The following is a 26998-nucleotide window of genomic DNA, read 5'->3' on the forward strand; positions in this document are numbered from 1 at the left end:
GACCGAAACAATTAGTATCTGTTTCGGTCTTTTCTGATCATTTTATTTCATAATATCAATTAAATCTTTTTTAGACGCTGCTGATGCAGGCATATAGCTAAAGACAACTCCTATCAAGATGGAAATCCCTACTGCCAAGCCGATTGTAAATAAATCCGGACGAACAGAGAAAGGTAAAAACATCGATGAAAGTAATCCTAGTATCATACCTAATAAATAGCCAATCAATCCACCTAGTAAGGTCAGCGTCAATCCTTCTGTTAGAAATTGTTTTCTAATATCTTTTTCCGTTGCTCCTAAAGCACGACGGATTCCAATTTCTTTAGTTCGTTCAGATACCGAGATATACATCATGTTCATCACCCCAACTCCAGCTATAAACAATGAGATTCCTGCTACTGCTGAAATAAAGAGAGTTAAATTATCTAAAATACTCCCCATCTCATCTATACTTGAGGCTGGATTATACGGCTCGTATTCACCAATATTCCTTAAACTCCCATTAAAATTAAGCTGCTTTAAAACCTCAGCTGTTACCTTTTCTTGGTCTTGACCAGCTTGAACTTCCAGATTTAAAATGGATTGTGTCTCTGGTTTACTAAAATAATGGTCATAGCTTTTTATTGGAAAATAAGCTAAGGGCTCTTGATTATCCATAGACAACGTGCCACTTTGGCTCGCAGTAACACCTACAATTGTAAAGACTTCATTTGTCACCTCAAAGCCTTTTCCTAAAGCAGCATCTGCCTTACCATACAATTTCTGCGCTAAAACCTCGTCAATAACAACCACTTTATTCAAAGTATCACTGTCTTTAGGTTCAATTTGACGACCCACCAATAAATCAGCAGATGTTTGTTCGACTCTTTCAACCTTTTTTGTCATTTTCTTTCCGCGAATAAACAGCTCAACCTGACGCTCCGTTAGTTTTTGTTTTGGTTTAAAGAAGTCAACCTTCTGTACCCCTTCAACGTGTTTAATTAAATCTAGATCTCCTTTATTAAACACTTCATTTTCATCAAACGCATTTGAGATATCGTAATAATTGAAGGTAATATTTCTAACATTTTTATTCGTATTGGTCATCGACATTTTATCAATCATGTCCCGTTTGAAGCCATTCCCAATCGAGACAATCGTTATCACTGAGGCAATCCCAATAATAATCCCAAACATTGTTAAGAAACTGCGTTTTTTATTTTTAAGAATGGATTTTAAGGCTGTTTTCCAAATAACGGTATTTTTCATTGAATCAGCTCCTCTTCAACGATTTCACCATCTTTTACGCGAATCAGCCGGTCACAATACGAGACCATCTCTGGATTATGAGTCACTAAAATAATCGTTACCCCTTCATCCCTATTTAAATCTTGAAACAACTGCATAATATCCTCTGATGTTTTAGAATCTAGGGCACCTGTTGGCTCATCTGCTATAATAAATCTCGGTGAATTCACAATTGCCCGCGCAATGGCGACACGTTGCTGCTGCCCACCAGATAACTGTTTAGGGTATTTACTTCCTTTATCAGCTAAGCCAACCTTTGCTAAAACTTCCTGAACTCGCTCTTTCGTATTCGTATAAGCTGATCCATTATACAATAAGGGCAGTTCAATATTTTCAAACACCGTGTTATTCTCGATCAAGCTAAAATTTTGAAAAACAAAGCCCACTGATTTATTTCTGATAGCAGACAACTCTTTATCCGAGAAATCTGTGATTTCCTTTTCTTCAAATAAATACGTCCCTTCAAATTTCTTATCAATAAATCCGATTAGATTAATCAATGTTGATTTCCCTGAACCAGAGGGGCCCATAACCGCAACAAACTCTTTCTCCTTGATTTCAAAATTAATATTTTTCAATACATGTAGCTGCTCCTCTTCCAAGCTATAGTATTTATTGATTTGCTCTAATTTAATCATTTTCAACCACCTGCACTTCTACTTTATCCGTCAAAGCTTCATCGGGGTTACTAATAATTTTAGCGCCTTCTGATACACCAGATTCCACTTTCTTACCGCCTTGAGCCTCGCTCACCTTGACTTCTGTTTGTTCAGCACGTCCATTTTTATAGACGTAAATCACACTCTTATCCTTTTTCGTTACGATTGAATTTTCAGGTAAGATTAAATCTGGTTGTTGTAGTGAGACCTGCACAGAAGAACCATATGCCCACTTGAATTCACCCTCTACAATAAATTCATAAGTAGGAATTTCTGACTCACTTCCATTTTTAGTCGTTGGCAATTGATTAATCGCGCTAATCTTCCCTTTAGCCGTTTCGCTTGAGCTAATGGATGTTACGCTGACCTCTTGTCCAACCTTCAACTTGCTTAAGTCATATTCAGTCACAGCCCCTTTGACTTGTTTCGTCTTACTTAACACCTGAACCAACGGAACTTCTAACGATTTTTTGCCCGCTTCGTTCACCATCGCCACACCATCAAGAGTGGCTTTAACGTTCGAAGTCGTTTTTCCTTGCTCCGTTTCTAACGAAGCTACTTCATCATTGACGTCTGTATTCGCCAAGTCAAGAGCTTGCTGAGCCTGAATCACCTCATTATCAACCGCTGTTACCTCTGTTTTTTGTTGCTCGATCTTCCCACGCAATTCTTCCTTTTTCTCTGGGTCTGTTTCACGATTGAACTCCGCTCTCGTTTGATCTAAACTAGCCTGAGCCTCATTAGAACGTACTTGTGCCCTACCTAAATTTTGTTCGGCTTGTTGAGCTGAAAGACTACTTTTATTAACCGCCCGTTGCTGCTGATCAGCCCTTGTTTGAGCTTCCCCATTTTGATAATTAAGCAACACGTCATCCTTCTTGACCTCTTGTTCATGCTTCACAGGAATATCTGCAAGAGTCCCTAGAGTTTGATCATAAAATATATCTTGGCTCTGAGTCGCTTTAACTTCTCCCTTTAAAACCAGTGCATCCAATTGATTCAATGTAAAAGCATTATAGCTTGGTTCATCTTGTTTAGACGAGGAAAAAAAGAAAAAATAGCTTCCGACACATACACCTATTAAAATACCGCCAACGATTAATTTGAATTTTTTACTTTTCACCATTTTTATTTCCTCCTACTTTATCTATAAAATAAATTATAAACAGAAAGATACTTTCAGGAAATTCAATCAGCTAACATTAAACTTACACAATTGAAAGGTTGGGATTAAGGGATGGATTATCACTCACAAAGTGATGGTTATTTTTTGCTCTTCTTTAGTTCCTACTTATAACTTTTTAACCATTTGTAATTACATGCTAAAATGTAAGAAAAGGGGAGCAGTGCACTATGGAAACAGTGAGGACAAGAATTTTACTACTATAAAGATGAAGAAGATAACCTATCAATAAACATTACGCCTAAGGGGAGTGACATTCAAAAAAGACGACCAGCATGAGTCGTGACGAATACAACCAATCATCAAATTTAATCATAGTTTGTCCCATTACTTCTACAGATAAACAACGACCATACTTTCTTCCAATCAACAACTAAGCTTTACAAAAAACAGGAAAGTTAATACAAAACAAGTCTACTTATTAGACTATACAGACAAAGGCACTCGTGATGTAAAGACCATTGGGAAAATTGAAATTCAGGAATAAGTAACTTTATAAAACTTAATAAATAGCTCTGTTAATTGGCTAATAAGAGGTAATCTATTCCATTTAATCTTAACGTCTGACCCTCCACTCCATACTTCGTATAATAAGCCTCAAACTAAAAAACAAGCCCAATTCCAGTTACCTTCACTAGAATCGAGCCTGTTTACACTTAGAACAACACTATCTACATCAATTGCAGCGCGTTAATACAAACCGATGCCGCACCTAATAACACCACTATAATCCACCAATCTTTTTTCTTTTTCTTAAGATAGAAACCGACACCTAACAAAACAACGCCCAATACGATACTCGCGATCGAGCCATAAAAAGCCACCCCTGTGTTTACTTGTAAATCATTAAAAAATTCAGTCATTATTAATTCCTCCTCGTATAATAAGTTTAAAGTATAATATCTTCCGATAACATTTTTTTGATAGCCATATACGCCAAGCCAACACCAACCGCAGCCATTGTCACTGATACAGGCAAGACAGTAATCAAACCAGAGCCATCTTGACCACCAGAGCTAACTGTTAAGCTAACAATTAAAATCGAGCTAACAACCGTTGTCACGGTTGATTTATTAACCATTCCCACATAAAGTGGCAACATTCCTAATAAAATCGACGTCATTGTGGTTAAAAGCATTACGGCAATTTCTGAGGCTGTCACACTGTAATTTATCATTGGTAAAAATTGATTTAAGGTGAAGAATAACACATTTTGAATAAGCTGCGAAGCAAACATCGAAATAAAAATCACACTAAAAATGATAAGAAGCTTACTAATAATCGCTTTTTTTCGATCTAAAGGATAAGAAAATAAGAGAAGAATTGTCTTGCTTCTAAACTCTTCAATAATAAAATTCGCAATTAAAACAGACTCCCACACGATAAACGTTGATTTCACCAAAGTATCTATCACTGTCGTAACAGCCATCTGAGGAACACCCTCACCACCCATAGAAGTTAACACAGTGGTCATGAATACCAAACAAGCAATCGCAATATTGGCAATGATTGCATGCTTTACATATTTATTTAACGCCATTTTCTTTAATTCTATCGCTACTAACTTTTTCATTGTCATCGTCTATTCTCTCCTAGTTATACCCTTTTTTTGATGTATGTAAAATACTAATAAAATGCTCTTCTAAATTAAAGCCTTCTTCTTGAAATCTCGCCTTAGGAATTTCTTCCAGCAGATTGCCACCTTCGATAATCCCCACGGTATCAGCAATTTTTTCAATCTCATTGATAATATGACTACTAATAATAATGGTTACTTTTCGTTTCTGATTAATATCGACTAAAATACGACGAATATCAACAATCCCTTCAGGGTCAATCCCATTAATTGGCTCATCCAAAATCAGTAGCTCTGGTTGACACAATAAGGCGCGTCCGATTGCCAAGCGTTGCTTCATACCCAAAGAAAGCTCCTTGATGTATTTCTTTTCAATACCAGCTAAGCCAACTAGCTCCAACACTTCAGGAATTTCTTTTACATAACGAGTATCCAAGTACTCACAATGAATGGTAAGATTTTCTTCGACTGTCAAATTTTGGTAAAAGACAGGTGTTTCAATTAAGCTGCCAATCTTAGCTAAATAGTCTTTCTTTTCATCATTAACACTGCTGTTTAAGATAGCCATTTCACCAGATGTTGGCTTCAATAAGCCTAGCATGATTTTCATCAACGTCGTCTTACCTGCGCCATTTGCCCCTAGCAATCCATATATTTTCCCTGTTTCAACTGCCAAATTAATGTTGTTAAGAATCGGCTTACCAGCAAATTCTTTCGTTAAGTTTGTTGTTTGTATCGTATAAGTCATATTAAATCCATCCTCTATTCAAATATAGTGTCATTTACTGTTTCTAAAATAAAATCAAAAACGTCTAAATATTCCCACGGTAAAGAGCGAGTATCACGTAGCGATGTCAAAAGAAGTGCTAATGAAGCTAACCCCTTTTCTTCTTCAATTCGATAAATTAAGCCCGATTGTTTAATAATTTCTTGTATGTCATAGTTTCCGTGATTTTCCAATTCTTGGAGATTATCAGGAGATAGCCTGTTAATAAATGCGATAAAATCAGGACTCTCTGTCTCCGTTAAAAATGGAATCTTGACATATTCTCGGTAGACCAATTGTAAGGCCTTTGTTAAGTCTTTTTTTGTTGGGTTACTTCCCAAAGTCTCTTCCGTCAATCTCACTAGGCGTTTCTGTGCTTGAATCATGACATCACAAAACAATTCCTCTTTTGATTGATAAAATAAATAAAAAGATCCTTTTGAAATTCCTGCTTTCTTACATAACTCATCTACATTTGTTTTCTTATAGCCAACTAGCGCCCAACTCTCTTCACAATTCAATAGCAACCGTTCCTTAATATTCTTTCTCTCTGTTTCAGAAAATGCCATATTTGCCACGCTCCTACTTCGTTTTATTTTTGACTCAATTTGTCCGTTTGGTCATTTTAATAATAAATAAATAAATAACTATTGTCAACACTTTTTTTATTGATCGTAAAATAAACAAATTAAGATATACTTTCTTACTATTCTTTCTCTCTCAACAAATGCCATATTCATCTCATTTCCATTTTCATTTATTTTTGACTCATTTAGTTCGTTTGGTCATTTATAATAATACACGTATAAATAAATAGTGTCAACACTTTTTTTAATAATCGTAAAATAAACAAAAAAGCAAGTTAGAATATGCTTCCTTACTTGCTTTCACCCCTACTCAACTATCCTCAACTATAAAATCGTGATAATAGTTACCGCTGATCCTATTAAATTTTAAAACCGTAAAATCAGACAGGCCCTCACCATTAGCATAGTACATTCTGTACTCTTCTTTCCAAAATACCAGTTTCTCTTCCTCCTCGAGCAAGACCTCCATCTCTCCAATAAGTGTTACACCTTGAAAATTCTCCTCATCACAAAAATATAGGCAGGCTTTAGGGTTAGCTAAAAACTGTTGCACCTTTGTTGATGAAGTATTAGTGTGCATGTACAGGACGTCATTATCAATTTTAATCGGTCTTAACATCGCTCTTATGACAGGATAATTGTCTTTATTAATTGATCCTAAAAAACAGTTCGCTCTCGAGAGTATTAGCTGTTTCACTATTTTTTCGTTCTTCATACTATCTCCTCCAATTACCTATAGAGTAGCATAGTTAAATCATTAGAGACATTACTTACTTTTTTGTGGGTGTGCCGGTGATGATAGAATATCGCTGCCGACTTCTTGCATAATCGTTAGCGCTTCAAATAGCTTTTTGCCATGTTCCTTTAAATAGTACGAGACCTTTAAAGGGTAGCCAGAAAAACTTTTCTTCCCTATAATGTCATACTCGAGTAACTCATTTAATTGCTCCAAAAGCATTTTCTCACTAATACCATTTATATGACGCTTTAAATCAGATAATGAGCACCCTTCATCTTTACTTAATTGCCATAAAATGATCGGCTTCCATTTCCCTTTAATGATGTCATGCGTAATCTCTAAAGGACACGTGTACCTCTCTCTTATTTTCATTTTCTACTTCCTCCATTTAGTCTATTATAGCAACTATCAACGAGTTAACAAACAGCACTTTTATCTGAATTACTTCCATTAATAAAAAAAATAGCAGAAAAAACATTCTAAAGAATGTCTTCCCCACTAACTGAGTCTGTTTATTGACTTAATTGTTCACATAATAGTTCGCTGCAAATGAATGCAACCCAATGTTTATCATCAACATTACGGGTACCCAAGGCAAGATAGCGGTAAGTAATGTCGGAAAGAGTAACCAAATAGCCGCAACACCAGCTGTTAAGTTCATCATCGCAGACAAGCCAATTTTAGTCACATAAGATAAAGAATGAGTGTCCCAAAGCTTCTTATATAAAACACCGAAGACCGTTGCTGAAATCAATGCTACCACTAAAATACTAGCTAACAGCGTTAAAGTTACATGTGATGGTCGAGAAAACAATACGACTAGCCCTAAGATCCAAAAAAATGTGCCTACAAGTGTTTTGCCAAAAGCCGATGTGATGTGATTGTTCATAATAAATTCCTCCAATAAGTTCTGTTATTTTTTCAAGTGAAGCAAATAAGTTATCTTGCTTGCCTGTGAATTAACTATATCATCCTAAAATAGCCATTCATATCAATCCTCGTTTTGTTGCAAAAACTAATCAGTTTGTTACAAAATCATAGAAATTGCTTCTTTCATGATAAATGAAAGAAGAGTAAGACATAGGTCTCACCCTCCTGAATCATAGTACTAAAATAGATTATGAGCTGAATACAAGCATTTTTTTATGCTTCTTTTTTTACGTTTCGGGATACACACAAAACATCTTGGCGATTATCAGTCGTTCTGATTGTCACCAAAATATTTTTCTGATTTAAGAGACTTTTGTCTCTCCCTCTGAAAATAAAGACTTTGGTTGAAAAAGGAGCGCTATGAGAAGAGTTCTTAAAGAGATAAAATACATTTTTAATCAATCAAAACAAGGGAAGTGGCTGATCATTTGTAGAGCTCATGAATAAATTGGTAGTTATAATGCTATATATCTTTACATTCGATGGAAATTAAAAATAATAACTCATAGATATTTGAGTCTGACTAGATGTTCACACAAATAAAAAGAGACCGACTCCCTATTTTGGGCGTTCGGTCTCTTTTTAGCGTTATATTAAAGAACTTCTTTCTGATATAATCAGTGCCAAACTATTAGTGCTAATTTTCTCCATTATACGTTGTCACAATTGTTTCAAACTCGACCATTTTTGACTGTGATACATTTTTATTCACCTGTACAAAAGCTTTATCCCGCGAAATGGGAAAGACATGAGGCCTACCATTAAATCAAAAAATTCAATTGGTTGGACTGCACCCATCGCTTCCTGCATGTCTTCGACAGTCTTATAAAAAAGGAGAAAGCCCGATCTCATTTCATTTGGCGGTTCGCCATATATGTCGTCCAGGGTTGTTTCCTTCTCAATCTCAAAATGTTGTATTAATAATGGCTTTCCATATATTTCTCCGTAAGCTTCTGGTAACGCCACAGAATCAGCTTGCTTAATTAATCCACGTTCCTTAAATAAGGAAAGAAGATCTTTCTCTGACTTTTTAACCTTCATTTGAGTGCTAGATGACTCTGCTTGCTCGGTTTTATCTTCCTTACTATTTATGCTGCAACCATAAAAAAAGAGGCAACCTCCCACTACTATCAAGCTAAAAAACAACCGGTTAGCTTTCAACTTATCTGCTCCCCTTCCTAACTCTCGACTAACACCTCGATAAACTGAGAAAAAGTAGCCGTTAATCTTAATTCTTTAGAATAAATCAAACCAGATGTTGACGTTAAATTTGGCTCATTGATTGATAAAACATCAATATCATAATTTGTTTTTGAGAGAACTGATTCAGGAACAATACTACAGCCCATATCTTCCTCCACCATTGTTAAGAGTAAATCAATGTCTGAGCAACCAGAAACGGTTTGAATCGTTTGCGAATGTGTTTTGACATGCTCCATCACCGTTTGATAAGTACCGATTTCTTGGGTGTTTGGCAAAATTAAAGGCTTAATAATCGTTCTTGGTAAGCTGCCAATAGAGGTTCTTTTTTTGTCTGACTTGGAGCAAATAAAGTAAAGCGGCTTTTTTTCCAAAACAATGGATTCCAAGTGTGTGGTATTAATCGGCAAGCCGACAAGAGCAAAATCAAGCTCATTTTTCAGTACCATTTGCGTCAAAACTGTCGATTCATTTTGATGGATATTTATACTCGTATTAGGCGACGCCGTTTTCATTTTGCGAATAGCTGGTAAGAGCAAATGAGATGATACTGTATCGACGCCAACGTTGATTACTTCCAGAGTCTCTTTACCCGATAAACTTATTTTCTTTTTTGTCTCTTCAATTGTCGCAATTATTTTTTTGGCTTCTTTATAAAGAATTTCCCCAGAAGGTGTTAAGGAGTGCTGACGTCGATTTCTATTAACTAATGGTGCACCAACCATTTCTTCTAATGATTTTAACGATTGGCTCAATGCTGGTTGAGCTAAGTATAGTTTTTTGGCCGCTTCTGTGATTGTATTTGATTCGGCTATTTCGATAAAATAAGTTAATTGTTTAATATCCATCACGTTTCCTCCTTATCATAAAAAGAATCAATACTTATCATCAACTATTAGTATTAGAGCTCATCGCTAATGTATGATAAGTTAGTTTAAATTAAAAAAAAATGAGAAGTCTAATGCTTTGTTAATTATTATAGCAAATAATGAGACGAAAGGCATGTGTTGACTTTTAGGGGGAAAAATAATGAAAGCAACTATAGGGAAATGGACAATAATGTCTTTACTATCGCTAATGGTTTTAAGTGCTTGTGGTCAAGGGGAGAAAAAAGAAACAGATAGTACCAAAGATGTGGCTCAAGTTATTAACATCACATCTGAAGCGCAAATTTCAACAATGGACCCTGCCTTAGCAGCCGATACCACCTCAACATTAGCCATGAATCAGGTATACGAAGGCCTCTACATCTTAGGGAAAGACGATGAGTTTGTCTTAGGTGTGGCAAAGGAAGAGCCTGAAATTTCAGACGATCAAACAACCTACACCTTTAAATTAAGAGAAGACAGTAAATGGTCCGATGGTTCTCCAGTAACGGCACAAGATTTTGTCTATGGTTGGCAACAAATTGTCACACCGGCTATTGGCTCGCCTAACGCGGATGTGATGATTGGTGTGATTAAAAACGCCAAGGAAATCTATGAAGATGGCGCAGATCCAAAAACACTGGGAGTGACTGCGATTGATGATACCACATTAGAAATTCAATTAGAACGACCAGTTCCTTATTTGAAAAGCTTGCTAACTTTTGCGATTTTCTATCCTAAAAAGGAAGCTTTTATCACCGAACAAGGAAAAGACTACGCCACGACATCAGAAAACAGCTTATACAATGGGCCTTTTGTATTAACCGATTGGGATGTCTCTTCTGATAAATGGACGTACACTCCTAATGAAAACTACTGGGATAAAAAGGCCGTGAAGCTGGAATCAGCTAACGTTCAAGTGATCAAAACACCTTCTACAGCTGTTAATTTGTTTGAGGGGGGCGAAGTTGATGTCGTCAATAAGCTATCATCAGAATTTGCAAAAAATTATAAAGATAATAAGTCATTTTTACCAATTGAACAATATGTAACATTTTTCTTAAAGCTAAATAGTGAGCGTAATGGTAAAAAAACACCTCTTGATAATCAAAATTTAAGAAAAGCCATTGCCCAAAGTTTCGATAAGGAAGCATTTGTGACAAATATTCTAGGAGATGGTTCTACTGCAACAGATCATCTGATTCCTAAAGGGCAAACAAAAGATCCAATTAGTGGCGATGACTTTACTAAGGTTGCGAGCAAAGAAAATGACTATCTAACATACGATCCTGAGGCAGCTAAAGCCTCTCTCGAATTAGCCAAAAAAGAACTCGGTGATAACATTAATTTAGAATTCTTAACAGATGATACTGAGGTCGCAAAGATGTCAGCAGAATTTTTCTCCAATCAGATTGAAAGCAATCTACCTGGTGTGAAAATTACAATTGTTCAGGTCCCATTTACCGTGAGAGTTGAGCGGGACCAGAAAAAGGATTATGACATTGAACTCTCTGGTTGGGGGACTGATTATCGTGATCCTTTAACGGTTATGAGAATTTTTGTCACAAACAATTCCAATGGTGGGATTACTTATAGTAATAAGAAGTACGATCAATTAGTAACCGACTCTCGAACAAAAGATGCTGGAAATGTGGAAAAACGATTTGAAAACTTTATCCAAGCTGAGAATGAATTGATTAATGTCGACAGTGTTATTGCGCCTATTTATAATCGATCATTGGCCATTTTGGCTAATCAATCAATTAAAGAGATGTATTGGCATCCATTTGGCTCAACTTACTCATTAAAATGGGCTTATGTAGAATAGGAAGGAGCGTCCGTAACGTTGTTATTATTAAAGAATATACGATTGGAAACAGGTTTTAATAAGGTAAACCAACAGGTCGTTAGTACCTCAACGGAACAATTCGATGTATTAATTACCGGAGGAAAACTGACACAAATTTCAAAAAAAATTGTCGAAACACCAGAAATGACCGTCGTTGATGGGAAAAATCAGTTAGTGATGCCCGCAATGAGAGAGATGCATATTCATATTGATAAAACTTATTTTGGCGGCAAATGGCAAGCGCCTCGTCCAATAACCAATGGGATTTTTACTCGTTTTGAAGAAGAAAGCCGCTTACTTCCGAGACAGTTAGAAACGGCAGAAGACCGAGCTCATGCAGTGGTTAAGCACTATATCAAAAATGGCCATCGACATATTAGAAGTCATTGTAACGTTGATCCTTATATAGGAACTAAACACATCGAATTGACAAAAAAGGTGTTAGCCTCTTATGCCGATCAGATTTCTTATGAGATTGTTGCTTTTCCGCAGCACGGATTATTACGATCAGCTGTTTTACCCTTAATGGATCAGGCAATGTCATTGGGAGCGACCCATGTCGGTGGAGTCGACCCCTCTACCGTTGATAAGCATGTGGATAAGTCCCTAACTCAACTTTTTGATTTAGCGGTTAAACATGATAAAGGGATCGATATTCATTTACATAATAGAGATACCTTGGGAGAATATGAATTTAATAAAGTCATTGACTATACGCGACAAGCCCAGAAAGAAGGGCACATCACACTAAGTCATGCGATGGCTTTAGGTGATCTAGAAGGCGAATCACTGCAAGCAATCATCGCAGGTTTTAAGTCAGCCCAAATTGATTTAGCTACAACCATTCCCATCTCTCTCACTCGTAACACCATGCCTGTTTTAGAGTTGACCCACGGCGGAATTGCTGTTTCTCTTGGTCATGATAGCTTGATTGATCACTGGTCTCCTTTTGGTTCAGGCAACACAATTGAAAAAATGAATACACTTGCTGAGCGCTTCCGATTGAGCGACGAATATCAGTTGAGTCGAATATGGCGTTATGCAACCAACAATGTCACGCCTTTAAACGATGAGGGAGAACAGGTTTGGCCCCAAGTAGGGGATGCTGCTGATCTAATTTTAGTGGATGCTGAGACTTCTGCTCATGGGATTGCAAGAAAACGAGAGGTTACACTAACTATTTTAAAAGGGAAATTAGTACATGAAGCGACTGAAAGAATTGAGGTGGGTGAGTAATGGCAAAAATGAGATTAGATAATGTCTATTTTGAGCTAATCCACAAAGAAGATAGCTATGGCTTAATGCAACCTGTCAAAGAACTCTTTTCAATTGTGATTGCTGATAATAAAATCGAAGCACTGACACCAATGACTCAACTGAGTTCAAAAGACTTTGATGGCGATATCTATGAGATGAATGGCTTACTTGCCACTCCCACATTGAAAGATATGCATAATCACTTGGATAAAACATATATGACCCTTGGATGGCGAGCTAGCCTACCTGTTGGGAATTTAAAAGAGCGATTAGCCGCTGAAGCAAATGAACTCCCCCTACTTGCCGCATCCACGCAAGAACGAGCAAGTAAGATGATCGACTCGATGATGCGTCGAGGAGTCAATCATATCCGAACCCATGTTAATATTGACCCTTACATTGGCTTGAAAAACCTAGAAGGAGTGCTCGAGGCTATTGACGCCTATAAACATCTACTGACGTTTGAAGTCGTTGCCTTTCCCCAACACGGGCTATTAGTCGACGGCATGACTGATCTAATGAAAGCGGCGATGAGACATGGCGCAACGATGGTCGGAGGCCTAGATCCTGGTGGTATTGACAACGCGGTAGAACATTCACTGTATGAAATAATGAATCTTGCCACAGATTTTGATGCGGATGTGGATATTCACCTACATGATCGGGGACATCTAGGAGCCTATACTTATTCAACATGGTTAGATATGGTGGAAGACAATCATTACCAAAATCGAACAGCCATCAGTCACGGATTCTCTTTAGGCGATATTAGTGACGGGGAACAAGATGAATTAATCACCCGAATTGTAGCGAATAAAATGGCGATCATGTCAACTATTCCTTATGGGCAACAAAAAGCACTGCCACCTATTGATAAAATTAGGCAAGCAGGTGGTGAGGTTTACCTAGGCTGTGATGGCTTTTTTGACTCTTGGAGTTCTTATGTGTCAAGTGACCTTCTAGAAAAAGCAACTAATTTTTGTCAACTCACAGGAAAAATCACTGAAACACAAATTAGTGACACCATTGATTTAGTAACAGGCGGGCAAAAGATATACCAAGACAATCAAACCCCATGGTTAAAAATTGGGAGTGCCGCTAATATCCTGTTTACCGAAACAAGTTCATCAGCGGAATTGATTGCTAGATTGCCACAAAAAAGAAAAATACTACTGAATGGCCATTGGATTGAGCCGATAATTATCACGTAATAATCACAGTCAGTCGTTCATTAAAAAAATTGATAGGTGTCGAAATCACTAAAGCCCCCTTACTGTCATGTCTTGACAGCAAGGGGGCTTTAGCTTTTAGTTCTTTCAATCAAATATTCCTAATAACTCTCCTTTTTTTACTCGCTCCCTACGTTTTTTAGCAGCTGTTAAAAATTGACCCGCTAACTCAAACAATGTTCGGTGCCAGCTACGTATTTAATTTTTCAACCTGCATGGCGATATATAAGGGTAAATAATTAGGCGTACAATTTTTTGCCACTTTTTCATCTTTGTACAGTCCTACCTCTTCACCTAATTGAATACATCTCAAACGATACTCTTTTTGAAAAATGCCAATTTGGGCAGCTGTAAAGTTCATCGCCCACTGCACTTCTGGAACTTCCGTTTCAAGTTGCGCTTCGATCAACGACAGCAATTCTTCCGTATTGGCAGGTGGCGTTTTCCCCATCCACCGCAATCGACCTTGATAATACCAGAAAACACGTTTTTGAAGCGGTGATGAACTCGTGGACCAAGACTCCATAAGTGAAATTGTTTTTTTACTTTTGGCTAACTGATTTGCCATTAACCAATCAATTAACTGGTTTCTTTCCGTTAAATTATGTCGTTGAATATCTGCATCCAATTCATCAATCAGTTCCTGAGTAAGCTTATTTTTATCCATAATAAGGATTGCTAATTGGCGCGCTAAATACTGCTCTGTCGCCCAAAGTTCCATTGCTAATGCATGATCCTTTTTAATTTCTTTAGCTATCCTTCGCAAATCGCCTAATTTTGTCGAAGGATTAGTTATTTGGCTTAGTATCTCTGCTTTTTGAATCACGGTGATCATCCTTTCATCTGTCCTTATGTCAATTTTTATTTGAGAAGACTTAGCTTGCTCTTCTAGTTAATAATTTATTTTATCATTTTTGATGAGCCAGACTTATTTTAATGCTCTTGCAACTATTGAGAGCTACTTCACCATGTTTTCCTTATCAAATTTTTCTGCTATACTCTGATCGCTGTATCTATGTAACGCAATGGAATAGATTTGCACAGCAATTCTTTTCCCTTCTAACTCTGTATACCCTAAATCATCTGGCAAATAGCACAGTTCAGTCGTTAAAATAGTCATTACCATGTCATATGAATTGTAAATATCTTCCAAATTTTCGACAAAATTCGTTAATTGTTCTTGATCATGTATACCTGCCAGCTGATTAACTATTTCTTTACTCTGCTCTTCTACAGTATCCGTTTGTTCAAATAAAACCCTACTTAATTTTTGATCCCCCACATATTTTTGAAGAAAAACGATCGCTTGCTTTTTTTCATCAATTAGACTCTCCCATTCCGAATAAAAGCTATTGTTCAAGTCACCCTTAATCGCATTTAACTCATCAATTGTTGACGTTTTAGACAAAGTAAAAACAGTGGTGTTAAGAAAATGTTGAGCATATACTGAAGGTGACACTAATAGAACCATCTTCTCCTTCACCTCATCTATGTCTTTCTTTTTATCAAATTGCTGTGTGCTAGAACTATCGGATTCAACTTCTTTCCGTTGATCAATAATTTTGTCGACATCTGCCGTGCATGCACTAAGAGCAACTATAGATAGAATCAGTAGTAATTTAAGAATCGTCTTATTCATAGCAGATTGCATTAACGTTCCCCCTTCTAATGATTACTTTTTTAGTAAATCTAAACTGTTTATTAGTCATAAAAAGCTGTATTGTAATCTGCCCAATAACCTCGCTCAAAAAATTCAATTAACACTTCATCACCATCATTAAGTGAACATCCATTTCTATCATTGTAACCACTACGCTTAATTTCCATCAGTTTATCCTTTTCAACAGTTAATAACAATCCCAATACAGTAACCATTCGCCTGTTTCCTTATTTTTTGCCAAAAATAGAATGCCAGAATCCCCTATCGAATAACCTACTTTTGAATCAGACATAATTTGCATAACGAATTCGAAACCTTCGCCAAATGAAATACCTGATTGACAATAAGTCGGATACCCGCCTAATTTATGTTCATATTGAATATCAAAAGTATCATAATAGTTCTCTATAACTCCCTCATTTTCTAAACGTAAAATAGCCTCCTCAACATTATTTTCAAAGCTATATGAATCATCCCAAACAGGAAAGTCTTCAGAAATAAGGGTTTCTTTTAAAGGAAATGGCTTGAGTTTTAGAGAATCATTCGAAAATTCCCGCTTTTGAAGCTCACTAGTAGCTTGATATTCTCGTACTAGCCAATGAGAACCATTTGGCAATAGGTCACATGGCAAGTTTTGTGAAATAAAAACAGTAAGTAGCTTAGTTTTCTTCAAAGAAGAGGGAACAAACGGAAGTTTTTCTAAATTCAACTGAAGCAATGGGATCATCGGCAAGCCTTCTTCGTCATTAGGTATCCCCTCATCATTATTAAATAAATCCACTTTACCAAGCCAACTCTCAGATCTATCAAATGATGGCCTAAAACCACCAACTATAAACATTGTCGCCTCTCGGCCTAACTGCTTTTTTATTTCCTCTATTGTCATTTTATGTTCAACTCCTGACTATTAATCTTTACTTCTTGCGAATAAAAAGTAACAGGTTTATTCGTTTGAACCGCATAGTCGATCTCTTTTTTAGTCCTATCGCCAATATACCCGTTTATGTCAATCACCATTATCTCATCAGATAAATCAATTTTTTTCAAATGAATATCTCCAAGCAATGCTACTTGCCCCTCAGTTAATTCAATTTCTTCGTTGGTTTCAAAAAAACAGGGACTTAAAACACTCATTCCTTCGAGTGTTAATTTTGCTTCAATTGCTTTAAAGTGTTCTTTAAATCGGATCGAACCACACAAGGTCACAACGTTGATATTACTCATATCTCCCTCCATATTTTCGGATTATTTATCACTAAGAATTAGCCTTATTTAATCGTTTATAGAACATCCCTGAGCTTTTAGGCTTCGTTTCTACAAATCCAAACTGTTCATATAGTTGGCTGGCTTTGCCATCAGCAATCAATGACACATATGCTAAGTCATCTATTTCCTCTTTGATGTAGACTAATAATTGACTCATGATCAGCTTTCCTAGCCCTTGTTTTTGATAATCAGGAGCAACAACAACATCCACAATCTGACAGCTAGTTCCTCCATCGCCAATAATTCTTCCCATACCGATTAGTCTATTTTCTGCTTTGTCTCTCAGACAAACACTATAAAGGCTATTGGCTAATCCAACAGCGGCTCCTTTATGAGTTCTTGCCGACAAGCCGCCGCTTTTTCTTAATGCTAAGTAGTCATCAACCTTCGGAATTGCTAAGTTTATTTGTATTTGCTCATTCATCAAAATAGTCTCCTTTTCGTCTTGTCGTTTGATTCAACCAACTGAGTCTAATCATTGATCTTTTTATTTTAAACTAATCCGTTTCTCTCCATATTATAACACTTCAAATAAGCTCATTTTTATTTGATTACAGTAAAAACATCCCTCCTAATAAGTTTTTTTGAAGAAACGACAAAAAAGCCCTCATTGTTTAGACGGGCTCAATCATTATCACTATATCCTTTATTCATTTTTCCAAAAACGAAGTAGAACAAATTCGTTACTTAAAAAATTCTTATAACACTCCCCTACTCCTCTTATAGTAGTTCAAATGAAGTTGAGTACTCCAACTGATTAACTGGACTTTTTTATTTCTTAAAATTGCCAAACAGTTCGCTACTTTTGTAGCCTCACTGCCAAATACTTGTAAACTTGCAACAACAATAATATCACTAGGAACTAGTTCCTTAACCATTCGTCGAAATTCTTCTTGATCCCCCTGTTTCCTATCTTCAATAAAAATTGCTTCGCAATGATAATCTGACACAATTTTTAATTGATCATTCGTCGGTAACGGATAAGACCTTTTTACATAACCATATACAGCCATGCCCTTTCCTCCGCTTCTTCACAAAAAATGGGGACAGGATTACTGACTAGGGCCGTCCCCAAAGCCTGTTTATTCCAATTCATTATTTTCTCTAAATGCTTGTTTATTTAAATAATAATAAAGACCAATTACTAGGCTACTTATAAAGCTAAACTAACCACTAGTTTCTGTTTCATTTACCTTCTTCTTTCTTTTTTTTACGAGATACATAACCATTTTTTCCATAAGGGGGATGAGCCAACACATTATTCAGCTCCCCATAAATCTCAGCCAACTCCTTTAACTCTTGATAAGCTCCTCTAGGCACACGGACACATTTAGGAAATCGTTTATACTTTGCCTGTGATAATAACTGATTTTCCTTATCCAGTTCAATAAAAGAACGTATCACAGGTTGATACTTAAAGTCATACCACCCGTCTGGAAAATGCTGTCGATATACCTGCCAAGTCCAGTTCAATTGCTTAATAGCTCCCTTCAATTGATGGAACTCTTCACGAGAAATATAACAATAACTCATGCTTTCTGACCCTTTGTTGAGACAGTACTAGCTAACGTCAGCCGATGAACATATTTGTGAACCGTCCCTAATGACACTCCGCACTGCTCTGAAATATCCCGAAGCGTCCTTCTTTCTTGATGATAGAGCTTATGAATCTGTTCAATTGTCTCCTGATTAATAGGCGGACGACCGCTAACGCATCCTTTTGTTTGAGCTTTCTTCAAGCCTATCCGTGTTCGTGTGCTAATAATCTGCTTTTCATTTTTTGACAGCTCACTCAACACTTCTAAATAACGATCATCTGAATCAAATGGATTCTCTAAAAAGTGAAACATTATTTCCTCTTCCTGAATCAGTTGAATAGCAGGCAACAATTGACTGAGTTGAATCCCTATACTTCTAAACGTATGAACTACCAGCCGAGAGACCTGATGATGCTTTAAGAAGTCCATAAACTGCTCGACATAATCTTCTTCTTCATTTACTATTATCACTTCTTGGCAATTTCCCTTATCAATTAAGTGTTGATAATCTAAATCTGGGCGCGCTGTATACCCAATGACCGCTTGTTTCACGATGAATGACCTCCTAATTTTTCCCTCTTATTAGTGCCTCATCTGCTTCATCCAGCTCACAACTCCCATTCACGCCGTGAGCCTTCTTGCGTTATTCCTTTTCCTCACTTGAACTTGTCTGCAAGTCCAGAAGGCTTGCTTGAGCTTCTTCAAGTTGTTGCTGACGCCCTTTAAACTCATATACTTCCTGTGTCAACTTGTTAGACTGACTCTCCAATTTAAAGAGAATCCCTACCGTCACCAACAGGCTCAATGACACTAACCCCAAAGTCAGTCGCAACTGAAAGGCTTGCTGCTGCTGAGCCTTCGCTCGCGCTCGGCGTCGTTTCTTCCTTTTTAATGATGCCATAACGACCTGTTTCTTCTTCTCCGCTATCACTTGATACAGGATTAAACAAACAGTCCCCACACTTAACAGTAACACCAATAAATTAACGATAAGCATCTATCATCCCCCTCTTTATACATGAATCACACTCAAAAAAATAACTGGCAACACTAACAACAATACCAATGGCACCACCGTCTGCATGGGATCAGACAATATCGTCGCCGCTAGGTTCATCCCAAACTGTTGGGGATACGACACCGGATTCTTCTTAACAAGTGTCCCATCTTTCGCTGCCTTTTTTTTAGAGAAAGACAGCTGGGTCAATTGATCCTGATTCGCATCGGCCAATGGCTGTGTTTCCTTTAGCTTGCCTTGTACCAGACGACGATACTCTGTCCCAATATCCCCTTCACAGCGTAATAAGGTAATGATCGGGTCATCTGTCAGCGCAATGACCTCTACCTCGGTATCACGAATCACCTCGTTGCGTGTGACTTCATAGATGTAGAGCTGGTTAAAATCACTGGCATAGATCAGATCGCCTTTCTTTAAAAATTTTGTCCGATACAACAAAACATCCTCATCGTTAATACTATGAGCCATTAACACATAATTACTTACCCCAAGTTTTTGATCCTGACGATAGGTTGCTACCCCATTCAATAAATTATCGTTATACAACCCAGCTAAAATCGGTAATTCTAGTCCAACTTCTGAGATACTCAGCTTGCCTATGCCCCAATCATTGATTGTTTTTTGAGCATTGGTTTTAGCCTTGGCATAATTGGCGATATTAACACTGGCAATTTGTCGTTCTTCATAGTTGGCTTGCAAAATTTTATCGGTATTGAAGGCTGCCAATTCTTCGGTTTGACCGATGTCTATCTGACCTAATTCAGTTTGTTGCTTCATTTGAAAATACCCATAAATCGCGACTATAATCACAGCGATCATGGTGATTAATAACACCACAAAGAGTCCTCTTGTCACATAAATCAAACGTTTAATATTACGCTTCGCTCGCAACGATATCTCTGGTACCTTGACCTTTGATCGCTTTACGAGCCAACGATACACAATGGTCAAGATAAGCACAATCACGGCACATAGAGCTAAGGTGGTTAGAACAATTGTTTGATAGCTCCAAACATTTCGTTTCTCAACAGGCTTTGCGACGGCTTGTTCATAAGGAATACGATGACCATTCACCAATAACCGATACGTATTAATCCCTGGCGGGGTACAAGTCAAGAGTGTGACAATATCTTTATCTGGTTCAATCTTGACCTTTTCCACTTCATCCGGTAAGACTTCTTCGAAGGAATAAATCTCATATGCGAGACGTTTCCCCAAGATATTAATGAAAAAAACATCCCCCTCTTTCAGATTACGAATATCCGTAAAGAGCACTTGGTTTTTAACACCACTATGTCCTGTGATCACCGAGCGTGTATTCATCCCTCCGATAGGGATAGAGGAGCGTTCAAAATGACCTAAGCCTTTGTCTAAGGTTTTGTAGGAGGTGCCGTGATAAAAGGGCAAGGTCTCAATTCCAATCCCCGGAATATCGACGGTCCCCATCACTTCTCCATCATTTAACAAACGTTTATACAAAACCTCTTGACTCGGGCGGCCTTGTTGCTGGTTAAATACATAGGTATTGTATGCCTCTGCCATCTCCCACTGTCGGCTAATCTCCTCCTGAGAAAGCTCCTTCATCGTCTCGTCGTAATGACTGACCGCCTCACTTCGTTCTCGATTTGCCAAATAATTGCCAATAATTGGGTACAATAAGACCGCAATGCCTCCAAAAATCATTAAAAAGGCAAACACGCGTAACAACGACCCTTTTTTACGAGGGACTTCCTTTTTTCGTCTCCGTCGTTTCCGTGAATTTGATTGAGAATGAGTGGTTCGCTTTGTTTTTTTTGTCATCTTTTCGTCCTCTTATTTCTTATAAACCTGTCTTGTTTACGCCATACAAAACGGGGAAATTCACGTACTGTCGAATTCCCCCACTTTTGCTTATCCGCGCTTGCGTTTAGACAGTATAAAGCCCATTAGGCCTGTCACGCCAATCATCCCTAGCATCCAAATCAACTGTGCCATACTCCCAATCGTGCCACTTGTTTGTGGCAATTTTTTAGGGGCTTCAGGCGACGGAGTAGGTGTCTTGCCTGGTGTAACCACACTAGATTTCGGATAGAGGTACACTTCTGTCAACTGACCATTAGCCGTTTCCATTGGTAAATGGACAAGGACGGGAGCCATTGGTTCTTTGATCAACTCACTCGCTTCCTCTTCAACAATGTAGGTCCCTTTGGTTAAGCCGTTAATAGCGGCACTTCCTTGTTGATTCGTCACAAGAGACATAGTGAATGCCTCTGCTCCTACGGCTGGTTCATAAGAGGCAATCGCGGCCTGATCGGTTTTTCCTGCACTCAACACAACGCGCGTCAAGTGATAGGTCGCTCCTTCTAAGGGCTGGATCGAATTCCCCTTATTATCTTTTAAGCCTTCAACTTTGGTCCCATCTTGAGGCAACTCTTGATGAAGAGTGATTCCTTCTTCAAGTCGGTATTTAACGATATGTAAGCCATAGGTTTCCACCTCCGTTGCCTCTGCTGTTAGAGAGAACATTCCCCCTAACAGGATGAACAGAAGGGCACACCCAAAGTAACGTCCTAGCTTCTTCATGATGATTTCCCCCTTCTGCCTGACACGAGTGCTTTTGGTCGGTAATGATAAAGGACTACGATCGCTCCAATACTCATGAGGCCTGCGGCACCAATAAGTAAGATCAAGAACATCTTATCGCTTCCCGTAAACGGTAAGACTGTTGTCGTATTATCATCCTGATACAGATAGATAACTTGACTCCCTTCCTTAACTGTCACTGGAATCGGCACTTTGACTAGCTCATAACCTTCGGGTGATTTCGTCTCAATCAAGACATACTCCCCAGGGAAAAGAGCTGTGTCAAAAATAATTAACCCTTTGTCATTAGTGACCCCACTGTTGACTTTTTCTTTCATGTCCTTGGTATAGACGTCGAATTCCGCGCCAACAAGTGGTTTTCCTGAGGCTTTTTCTTCTTCACTAATTTTCCCATCGCCATCTTTATCTACTGCACTACCGGCCTCGTATTTAAATAGTTCAACCGTTCCAGATTTAACTAATCCCAAATTCACATCTGTTACATGGTGTTGACTATCAGGTAGACTCGCCACGCTGTTGAGATCTGTTAGTAAGGGGTGCTTATAAGCTGGTGTTCGGTAAGTCGTTTGATCTGCTTTAGAATTTTTAGTGGGATCATCGCCCACTAATTGTTTCGTGACTAAGACCTGTTTTTTGGCAATCAAGTCATCAATCACGAACTCGGCAACATACTCTCCCTCTGGTAAATTAGGGAAGACGTACTTCCCATTCGCATCCGTTTTAATCAACGATTTGCCTGACGCATCAACAAATTTTTCACCTGTTAAGCTCTCTTCTACCAGCTTATTCGTATAGCTTTTATCCGCCAAGCTCGTGCGATACAGCTTCACTGGAATATCCTTAGTAAACACTTCTGCCGTGCCATTTGCCTTAGCCCCAATTAGGCCATCTAGATTATCGTCATACCATGCAACGCCTGTTAAATCTCGACTATAGACACGGGTAATAGCGGTTTGCGAATGAACAGGAAGATTTAAATCAGAGTTCATTGAAGCATTGTTCACCAAGATATTTCCTGCTTTTTGACCCGTTGGTTTGATGGTCACCATTAGTTCGATACTTTTCCCTACTGGTAGTGACTCATGTGACACAAGAAAAGCTTTCGCATTTGCGATCGCTGAAACTGGAGTCGTCCCAGGTGTATATGCTGTCCAGCCAGAAAGACTGTTTGGATCAGCCTTTTCATCTACAGCTCCTGTTGTATAGGTTAGCTTCGCTGTCGAATCATTCACCGCAACATCCGTTACCGTATAGCTACCATTCAATTTTGTACCACGGGAATCACCATTATATGGTAATACTTCCAATAGCTTGGAATTTGGAATAGGTGAGGCACTTTCATTCACCATCTTGATAGTATACGTAATCGAGTTATCCACTCCTAATGGGTCTTTTTCTCCAACTTCGATAGCTGGTTTATCAGCCGTCTTACTCAGAATAATTTGTTGGATAAGCATTTCAATAAAAGTGTCTGTTGAAGAACGGATTTCTTCTTTGGTCTCATCCTTCAATGTTGGATCAGATGATGTCCACAGCTCTCCAACAGTTTTTACGGTTAAACTTCCCGTATAGCCATTAGCTCCAAAAGTCAATTGAGTAAAATCTGATGTGGCTACAAAATTGACCTCCACCCCTGTACTTACATTAAGTTTTTCAAATTCCCATCGAAGTGTTGTAGTACCATCTGCATTAGATATAATACTTGGATTGGGTAAGGGACTATTATAGCCATCCATCGATGTGTCTGGCTTATAGTTAATTCCCTTCGGCAATGTCGTAGTTAGTGCCCCATCGTAAGTTATATCTTTACTACCAGTAGTGACACCTGTCACCGTAATATCAATATCTTCATTTGATTGATACAAGGATTGTTTCACATCTGTTTTTGTGGTGATAGCCATCTGCTTGACATAGCCACTATCACCAATGTAATTCCAATATTCCATCGGAATAGACGTTGGAATACCTGAATTATTAAAAACTGTTGGCTTATATGTGCCTGTTCCAGTCGCAGTTGTATAACCTCCGCTTTTACCTGTTTCAGTTGTATTTGGACTCTGATAAAGAATTTTTTGATCTTTGTCTAAAAATTGATGAGCCCCTAATACAACAATTGGATTACCCGCAGGAGTTTTACTACCCGGATTGGAAGTAACAATAACAGGAACCTTCAAATAAGTCGTAAGATTTCCATAAACAGACGCATCATGATCATATTGCCCTTCACAATATGCCGCACTGATTTCTCCATTTTTCACGGCTTCTTCAGGCGTATCATACCAGTTATATAGCTTCTTATTATAATCAACTTGTCCAACTTTCATTGTGTAAGGAGGAGTATCTGATAACTTTTTAGCTACTCCATACTTAATTAGGTAATTTCTATTTTTTGTTGACCATAAATCATAATAAGTTTTTCGATTCAGATCATATTTGAATCCAGATGGATCCCACATTAAAATATGATTACCACCTTTACCAAGAGTAACATTTGAAGTTCCTGCGTAATTTGTCATATAACCACGTTGCCCCATAGATAATTGTAGATTGCCATAATTATTTAGCCCCCCAGTAACCCCTGGGGTTGCAGAAGCATATCTAACGCCATCAATGTTATACGAACCAGAAGTAGCTGTTGTTTCAACTATCATAGTTGTAGGAGACCAATAAGTCCCTCCAGGAGTCACAACGGTCGGAAATGAAATAGTTGAGCTATTTGACGTAGTAATTCCGTCATAACTAACCGAATCAACATATAAACTCATTTCATATCGTGTCCACTTATTGGCTAAAGCTAAGTTACGAGTGGTAGTTTGATCCCATTGGAAAATAGTTTCCAAACTCGAAAAACTTTTTGAAGTAGCAGACTGTGTTCGATTTCCTGTCATATTATATGTATAGGGATTAACCACTCCTGTATAATTAGTATTTGACACATTGGTTACATAAGAACTTGATGAAGTCGTAAAACTACCTGAATCATACACTCCTATTTGAGCTAAGCTTCCCATTGGTTGGGAGGTATATATAGCCCCTGTTTTGGCATTGGGTGAATCAAGTGGCTTAGTAAACAATTCTGTTTTCACTGTTCCTGTTTTAACCCAACTTGCCTGACTACGATCAGTAATGGCTGGAGCATAGGCCTTAACAGAAAACGCAGAGTACTGAGACTGAGTCATTGCTTTAGCAGCATTACTTCCAATCTGATACTCCCCTTTTTGCTTAATTTGATACGTCACCGCTCCCTTAGGAAACGTTGACCCTCGGTAGTCACCTGTAGATCGTTCAGGTAATGGCTGTAAGATTGTAACAGCACCAACATCATAACCTTGAATATTGGTATTCGTTGACCCAAAAACGGCATTTGTTTTAACTTCTCCTTGAACCAAACGAACACCGACTGACGGCTTCGCTGACACAGTTGTTTCTTTTACAGATAACTTAGCTAAAGCTGTTTCATCGTATTTTTTGTTGATGGCGACCTTCTCACCTGTTTTAACATTTACTGCATCAACAATTTCCAATTCAAAAGTCGGTTTCAACTTTTTACCATGATTAGCACCATACACATTCATGATGACTGGAACAAAGACTTGTCCCGTATCACTAATAACCGATTCCATAATCCCTTCTGAGTACTGTGAACCATCCCCACTTTCATAATCTTGGTAACCACCATTGGCGATTTCTCCATTGTTAACAGGCTTACCTGCATCCATTTCTACTGCATCAGATAAGTTTGTAATAACTCGATAACGAATGTTAGTATATTTATCCGTTAATGAGGTATTTTGAATAGAAAATGATACTAGATAGCTGACTTGATCAAAGGATCTGACAATATCATTAGTTTCAGAAGAATCATGTCCAGGGACATCATCTGAATCGAAGGAAGATGTCCCTGTTTTTACAGGAATATAAACATCCCTGACAATAATCGGAGACTCTTCTTTTGTTGCACGTTTTTTCTCACTATCATCCGTAAGTAACATCGGCGTCTTCAAGGAATCTTCATCAGTATAATCAGCTTTTTGTAAATCCTCTAATGATTTCTTCGTTTCTTTTGTTTCAACTGCCATCACTCGGCTATAATCAATTGGCGTATCAGGTGAGGAGGGCGTAGTTGTCTCTTCTGTTTTCTCCACTGGCTTATCGGATTCTGGTGAGACAACTGATGCCTCATCTTTATCCTGTGACTCAGTTGAGGTCTCTTTAGGAACCTGATTGAAGGCTGAAGCAATGTCTAGCTTTGCAAATGTCAGCAACTCTTGACTATCTGTCTTGTCAACAACATCTACGACCTTCAACACACTTTTATTTGAGGTGCCTCGTTTGACCAATAACTCTAGCGGTTGATCTTTGATCAAACGAAGATATCGTATCGTTTCTTTTCCCGCCTCATCTACTAGCTGAATAGCCTCACTCGACAAAGTTGTCTCCGCTTTGCTAGTATCAGCTTTTAATTGCGCAACCTCTTCTTTTATGTCAAAATCTGTCTTCACCAAATTTTTTACTTTCACTGGCTTCTCATCATCATAGACGAACACTTCATAATTTTGTGACACGGGTAGTGTGACCCAGCGGCTCTCACTTGCTGTTAATTCGATTTTGACATCTTTATCTTCCACCAGTGATGGCATATCTGTTACTTTTTCTCCATTCACCTTAATGGACACTAACTCCCGAGGAACTTCCTTGGCTTTCAAAAAAGTTCCTCTTACTCCTAACCCCATCCAACTAACTAGAAGACAAATTCCTAAAAGAACGGCGACCATCTGCTTCTGTTTTTTTCGTTTGTGCATGTG

The 26998-nt window shown here is 38.0% G+C and carries 28 protein-coding genes; 3 read left to right on the top strand and 25 right to left on the bottom strand.

The window, feature by feature from the left end; translation table 11 throughout:
- Window positions 1-42: 42 nt before the first annotated feature.
- From AC5KOD_RS18150 to AC5KOD_RS18205, 12 genes are all read right to left on the bottom strand, one after another.
- Window positions 43-1248, bottom strand: coding sequence for an ABC transporter permease (locus AC5KOD_RS18150; protein WP_496916004.1), 1206 nt, complete (start codon window positions 1246-1248; stop codon window positions 43-45).
- Window positions 1245-1925 (bottom strand): ABC transporter ATP-binding protein, encoded by a 681-nt coding sequence (locus tag AC5KOD_RS18155; RefSeq protein WP_496916005.1) that lies wholly within the window; start codon window positions 1923-1925, stop codon window positions 1245-1247. Before AC5KOD_RS18155 ends, AC5KOD_RS18150 begins: the two co-directional genes overlap by 4 nt.
- Window positions 1918-3072, bottom strand: a complete 1155-nt coding sequence (locus AC5KOD_RS18160; RefSeq protein WP_496916006.1) for an efflux RND transporter periplasmic adaptor subunit — start codon at window positions 3070-3072, stop codon at window positions 1918-1920. The genes AC5KOD_RS18155 and AC5KOD_RS18160 overlap by 8 nt, the downstream gene beginning before the upstream one ends.
- A gap of 728 nt (window positions 3073-3800) precedes the next feature.
- Window positions 3801-3992 carry an LPXTG cell wall anchor domain-containing protein gene (locus AC5KOD_RS18165; RefSeq protein ID WP_496916007.1) on the bottom strand — a complete coding sequence of 64 codons (192 nt, stop codon included), beginning with the start codon at window positions 3990-3992 and terminating at the stop codon, window positions 3801-3803.
- Between the two features lie 26 nt (window positions 3993-4018).
- Window positions 4019-4708: a hypothetical protein gene (locus tag AC5KOD_RS18170; protein WP_496916008.1), complete on the bottom strand. Its 690-nt coding sequence runs from the start codon at window positions 4706-4708 to the stop codon at window positions 4019-4021.
- A gap of 13 nt (window positions 4709-4721) precedes the next feature.
- On the bottom strand, window positions 4722-5453 hold the full coding sequence (locus AC5KOD_RS18175; protein WP_496916009.1) for an ABC transporter ATP-binding protein: 732 nt from the start codon (window positions 5451-5453) through the stop codon (window positions 4722-4724).
- Window positions 5454-5467: 14 nt separating this feature from the next.
- Window positions 5468-6040: a TetR/AcrR family transcriptional regulator gene (locus tag AC5KOD_RS18180; RefSeq protein ID WP_496916010.1), complete on the bottom strand. Its 573-nt coding sequence runs from the start codon at window positions 6038-6040 to the stop codon at window positions 5468-5470.
- 328 nt (window positions 6041-6368) lie between these two features.
- The gene (locus AC5KOD_RS18185) at window positions 6369-6773 is read right to left on the bottom strand and encodes a pyridoxamine 5'-phosphate oxidase family protein (RefSeq protein ID WP_496916011.1); all 405 of its coding nucleotides are present in this window, start codon (window positions 6771-6773) and stop codon (window positions 6369-6371) included.
- 51 nt (window positions 6774-6824) lie between these two features.
- Window positions 6825-7169: a winged helix-turn-helix transcriptional regulator gene (locus AC5KOD_RS18190; protein WP_496916012.1), complete on the bottom strand. Its 345-nt coding sequence runs from the start codon at window positions 7167-7169 to the stop codon at window positions 6825-6827.
- A 148-nt stretch (window positions 7170-7317) separates the two neighbouring features.
- Window positions 7318-7686, bottom strand: a complete 369-nt coding sequence (locus AC5KOD_RS18195; protein WP_496916013.1) for a hypothetical protein — start codon at window positions 7684-7686, stop codon at window positions 7318-7320.
- A 749-nt stretch (window positions 7687-8435) separates the two neighbouring features.
- Entirely contained in the window at window positions 8436-8888 is a 453-nt protein-coding gene (locus AC5KOD_RS18200; RefSeq protein ID WP_496916014.1) for a hypothetical protein, read from the bottom strand.
- A 17-nt stretch (window positions 8889-8905) separates the two neighbouring features.
- Complete coding sequence (locus AC5KOD_RS18205; protein ID WP_496916015.1) at window positions 8906-9775, bottom strand: LysR family transcriptional regulator; 870 nt, start codon at window positions 9773-9775, stop codon at window positions 8906-8908.
- Between the two features lie 181 nt (window positions 9776-9956).
- On the opposite strand from AC5KOD_RS18205, the gene AC5KOD_RS18210 reads away from it, so the two are divergent.
- From AC5KOD_RS18210 to AC5KOD_RS18220, 3 genes are read left to right on the top strand one after another with little or no spacing between them, the layout of a single operon-like run.
- On the top strand, window positions 9957-11621 hold the full coding sequence (locus tag AC5KOD_RS18210) for a peptide ABC transporter substrate-binding protein (protein ID WP_496916016.1): 1665 nt from the start codon (window positions 9957-9959) through the stop codon (window positions 11619-11621).
- 18 nt (window positions 11622-11639) lie between these two features.
- On the top strand, window positions 11640-12878 hold the full coding sequence (locus AC5KOD_RS18215; RefSeq protein WP_496916017.1) for an amidohydrolase: 1239 nt from the start codon (window positions 11640-11642) through the stop codon (window positions 12876-12878).
- A complete protein-coding gene (locus AC5KOD_RS18220; protein WP_496916018.1) occupies window positions 12878-14110 on the top strand; it encodes an amidohydrolase family protein in 1233 nt (410 codons plus the stop codon). Before AC5KOD_RS18215 ends, AC5KOD_RS18220 begins: the two co-directional genes overlap by 1 nt.
- A 208-nt stretch (window positions 14111-14318) precedes the next feature.
- Here AC5KOD_RS18220 and AC5KOD_RS18225 read toward each other — a convergent pair whose 3' ends face one another.
- From AC5KOD_RS18225 to AC5KOD_RS18285, 13 genes are all read right to left on the bottom strand, one after another.
- A complete protein-coding gene (locus tag AC5KOD_RS18225; RefSeq protein WP_496916019.1) occupies window positions 14319-14954 on the bottom strand; it encodes a DNA alkylation repair protein in 636 nt (211 codons plus the stop codon).
- 132 nt (window positions 14955-15086) lie between these two features.
- On the bottom strand, window positions 15087-15779 hold the full coding sequence (locus AC5KOD_RS18230; RefSeq protein WP_496916020.1) for a hypothetical protein: 693 nt from the start codon (window positions 15777-15779) through the stop codon (window positions 15087-15089).
- A gap of 50 nt (window positions 15780-15829) precedes the next feature.
- Window positions 15830-16003 carry a hypothetical protein gene (locus AC5KOD_RS18235; protein WP_496916021.1) on the bottom strand — a complete coding sequence of 58 codons (174 nt, stop codon included), beginning with the start codon at window positions 16001-16003 and terminating at the stop codon, window positions 15830-15832.
- Window positions 15976-16674, bottom strand: a complete 699-nt coding sequence (locus AC5KOD_RS18240) for a DUF1963 domain-containing protein (protein WP_496916022.1) — start codon at window positions 16672-16674, stop codon at window positions 15976-15978. Before AC5KOD_RS18240 ends, AC5KOD_RS18235 begins: the two co-directional genes overlap by 28 nt.
- Window positions 16671-17012 carry a hypothetical protein gene (locus AC5KOD_RS18245; protein WP_496916023.1) on the bottom strand — a complete coding sequence of 114 codons (342 nt, stop codon included), beginning with the start codon at window positions 17010-17012 and terminating at the stop codon, window positions 16671-16673. The genes AC5KOD_RS18240 and AC5KOD_RS18245 overlap by 4 nt, the downstream gene beginning before the upstream one ends.
- A 31-nt stretch (window positions 17013-17043) precedes the next feature.
- Window positions 17044-17478, bottom strand: coding sequence for a GNAT family N-acetyltransferase (locus AC5KOD_RS18250; protein ID WP_496916024.1), 435 nt, complete (start codon window positions 17476-17478; stop codon window positions 17044-17046).
- A gap of 274 nt (window positions 17479-17752) precedes the next feature.
- Window positions 17753-18067: a hypothetical protein gene (locus tag AC5KOD_RS18255; RefSeq protein ID WP_496916025.1), complete on the bottom strand. Its 315-nt coding sequence runs from the start codon at window positions 18065-18067 to the stop codon at window positions 17753-17755.
- A 172-nt stretch (window positions 18068-18239) separates the two neighbouring features.
- Window positions 18240-18587 carry a hypothetical protein gene (locus AC5KOD_RS18260; protein ID WP_496916026.1) on the bottom strand — a complete coding sequence of 116 codons (348 nt, stop codon included), beginning with the start codon at window positions 18585-18587 and terminating at the stop codon, window positions 18240-18242.
- Window positions 18584-19144: a recombinase family protein gene (locus AC5KOD_RS18265; RefSeq protein ID WP_496916027.1), complete on the bottom strand. Its 561-nt coding sequence runs from the start codon at window positions 19142-19144 to the stop codon at window positions 18584-18586. The genes AC5KOD_RS18260 and AC5KOD_RS18265 overlap by 4 nt, the downstream gene beginning before the upstream one ends.
- Window positions 19145-19235: 91 nt before the next feature.
- Window positions 19236-19589, bottom strand: coding sequence for a hypothetical protein (locus AC5KOD_RS18270; RefSeq protein WP_496916028.1), 354 nt, complete (start codon window positions 19587-19589; stop codon window positions 19236-19238).
- A 15-nt stretch (window positions 19590-19604) separates the two neighbouring features.
- On the bottom strand, window positions 19605-21410 hold the full coding sequence (locus AC5KOD_RS18275) for a sortase family protein (protein WP_496916029.1): 1806 nt from the start codon (window positions 21408-21410) through the stop codon (window positions 19605-19607).
- Window positions 21411-21500: 90 nt separating this feature from the next.
- The gene (locus tag AC5KOD_RS18280) at window positions 21501-22172 is read right to left on the bottom strand and encodes a pilin N-terminal domain-containing protein (RefSeq protein WP_496916030.1); all 672 of its coding nucleotides are present in this window, start codon (window positions 22170-22172) and stop codon (window positions 21501-21503) included.
- On the bottom strand, window positions 22169-26995 hold the full coding sequence (locus AC5KOD_RS18285) for a SpaA isopeptide-forming pilin-related protein (protein ID WP_496916031.1): 4827 nt from the start codon (window positions 26993-26995) through the stop codon (window positions 22169-22171). The genes AC5KOD_RS18280 and AC5KOD_RS18285 overlap by 4 nt, the downstream gene beginning before the upstream one ends.
- Between the last annotated feature and the right edge of the window lie 3 nt (window positions 26996-26998).

It is taken from the genome of Vagococcus sp. WN80Y (genome assembly GCF_059621045.1).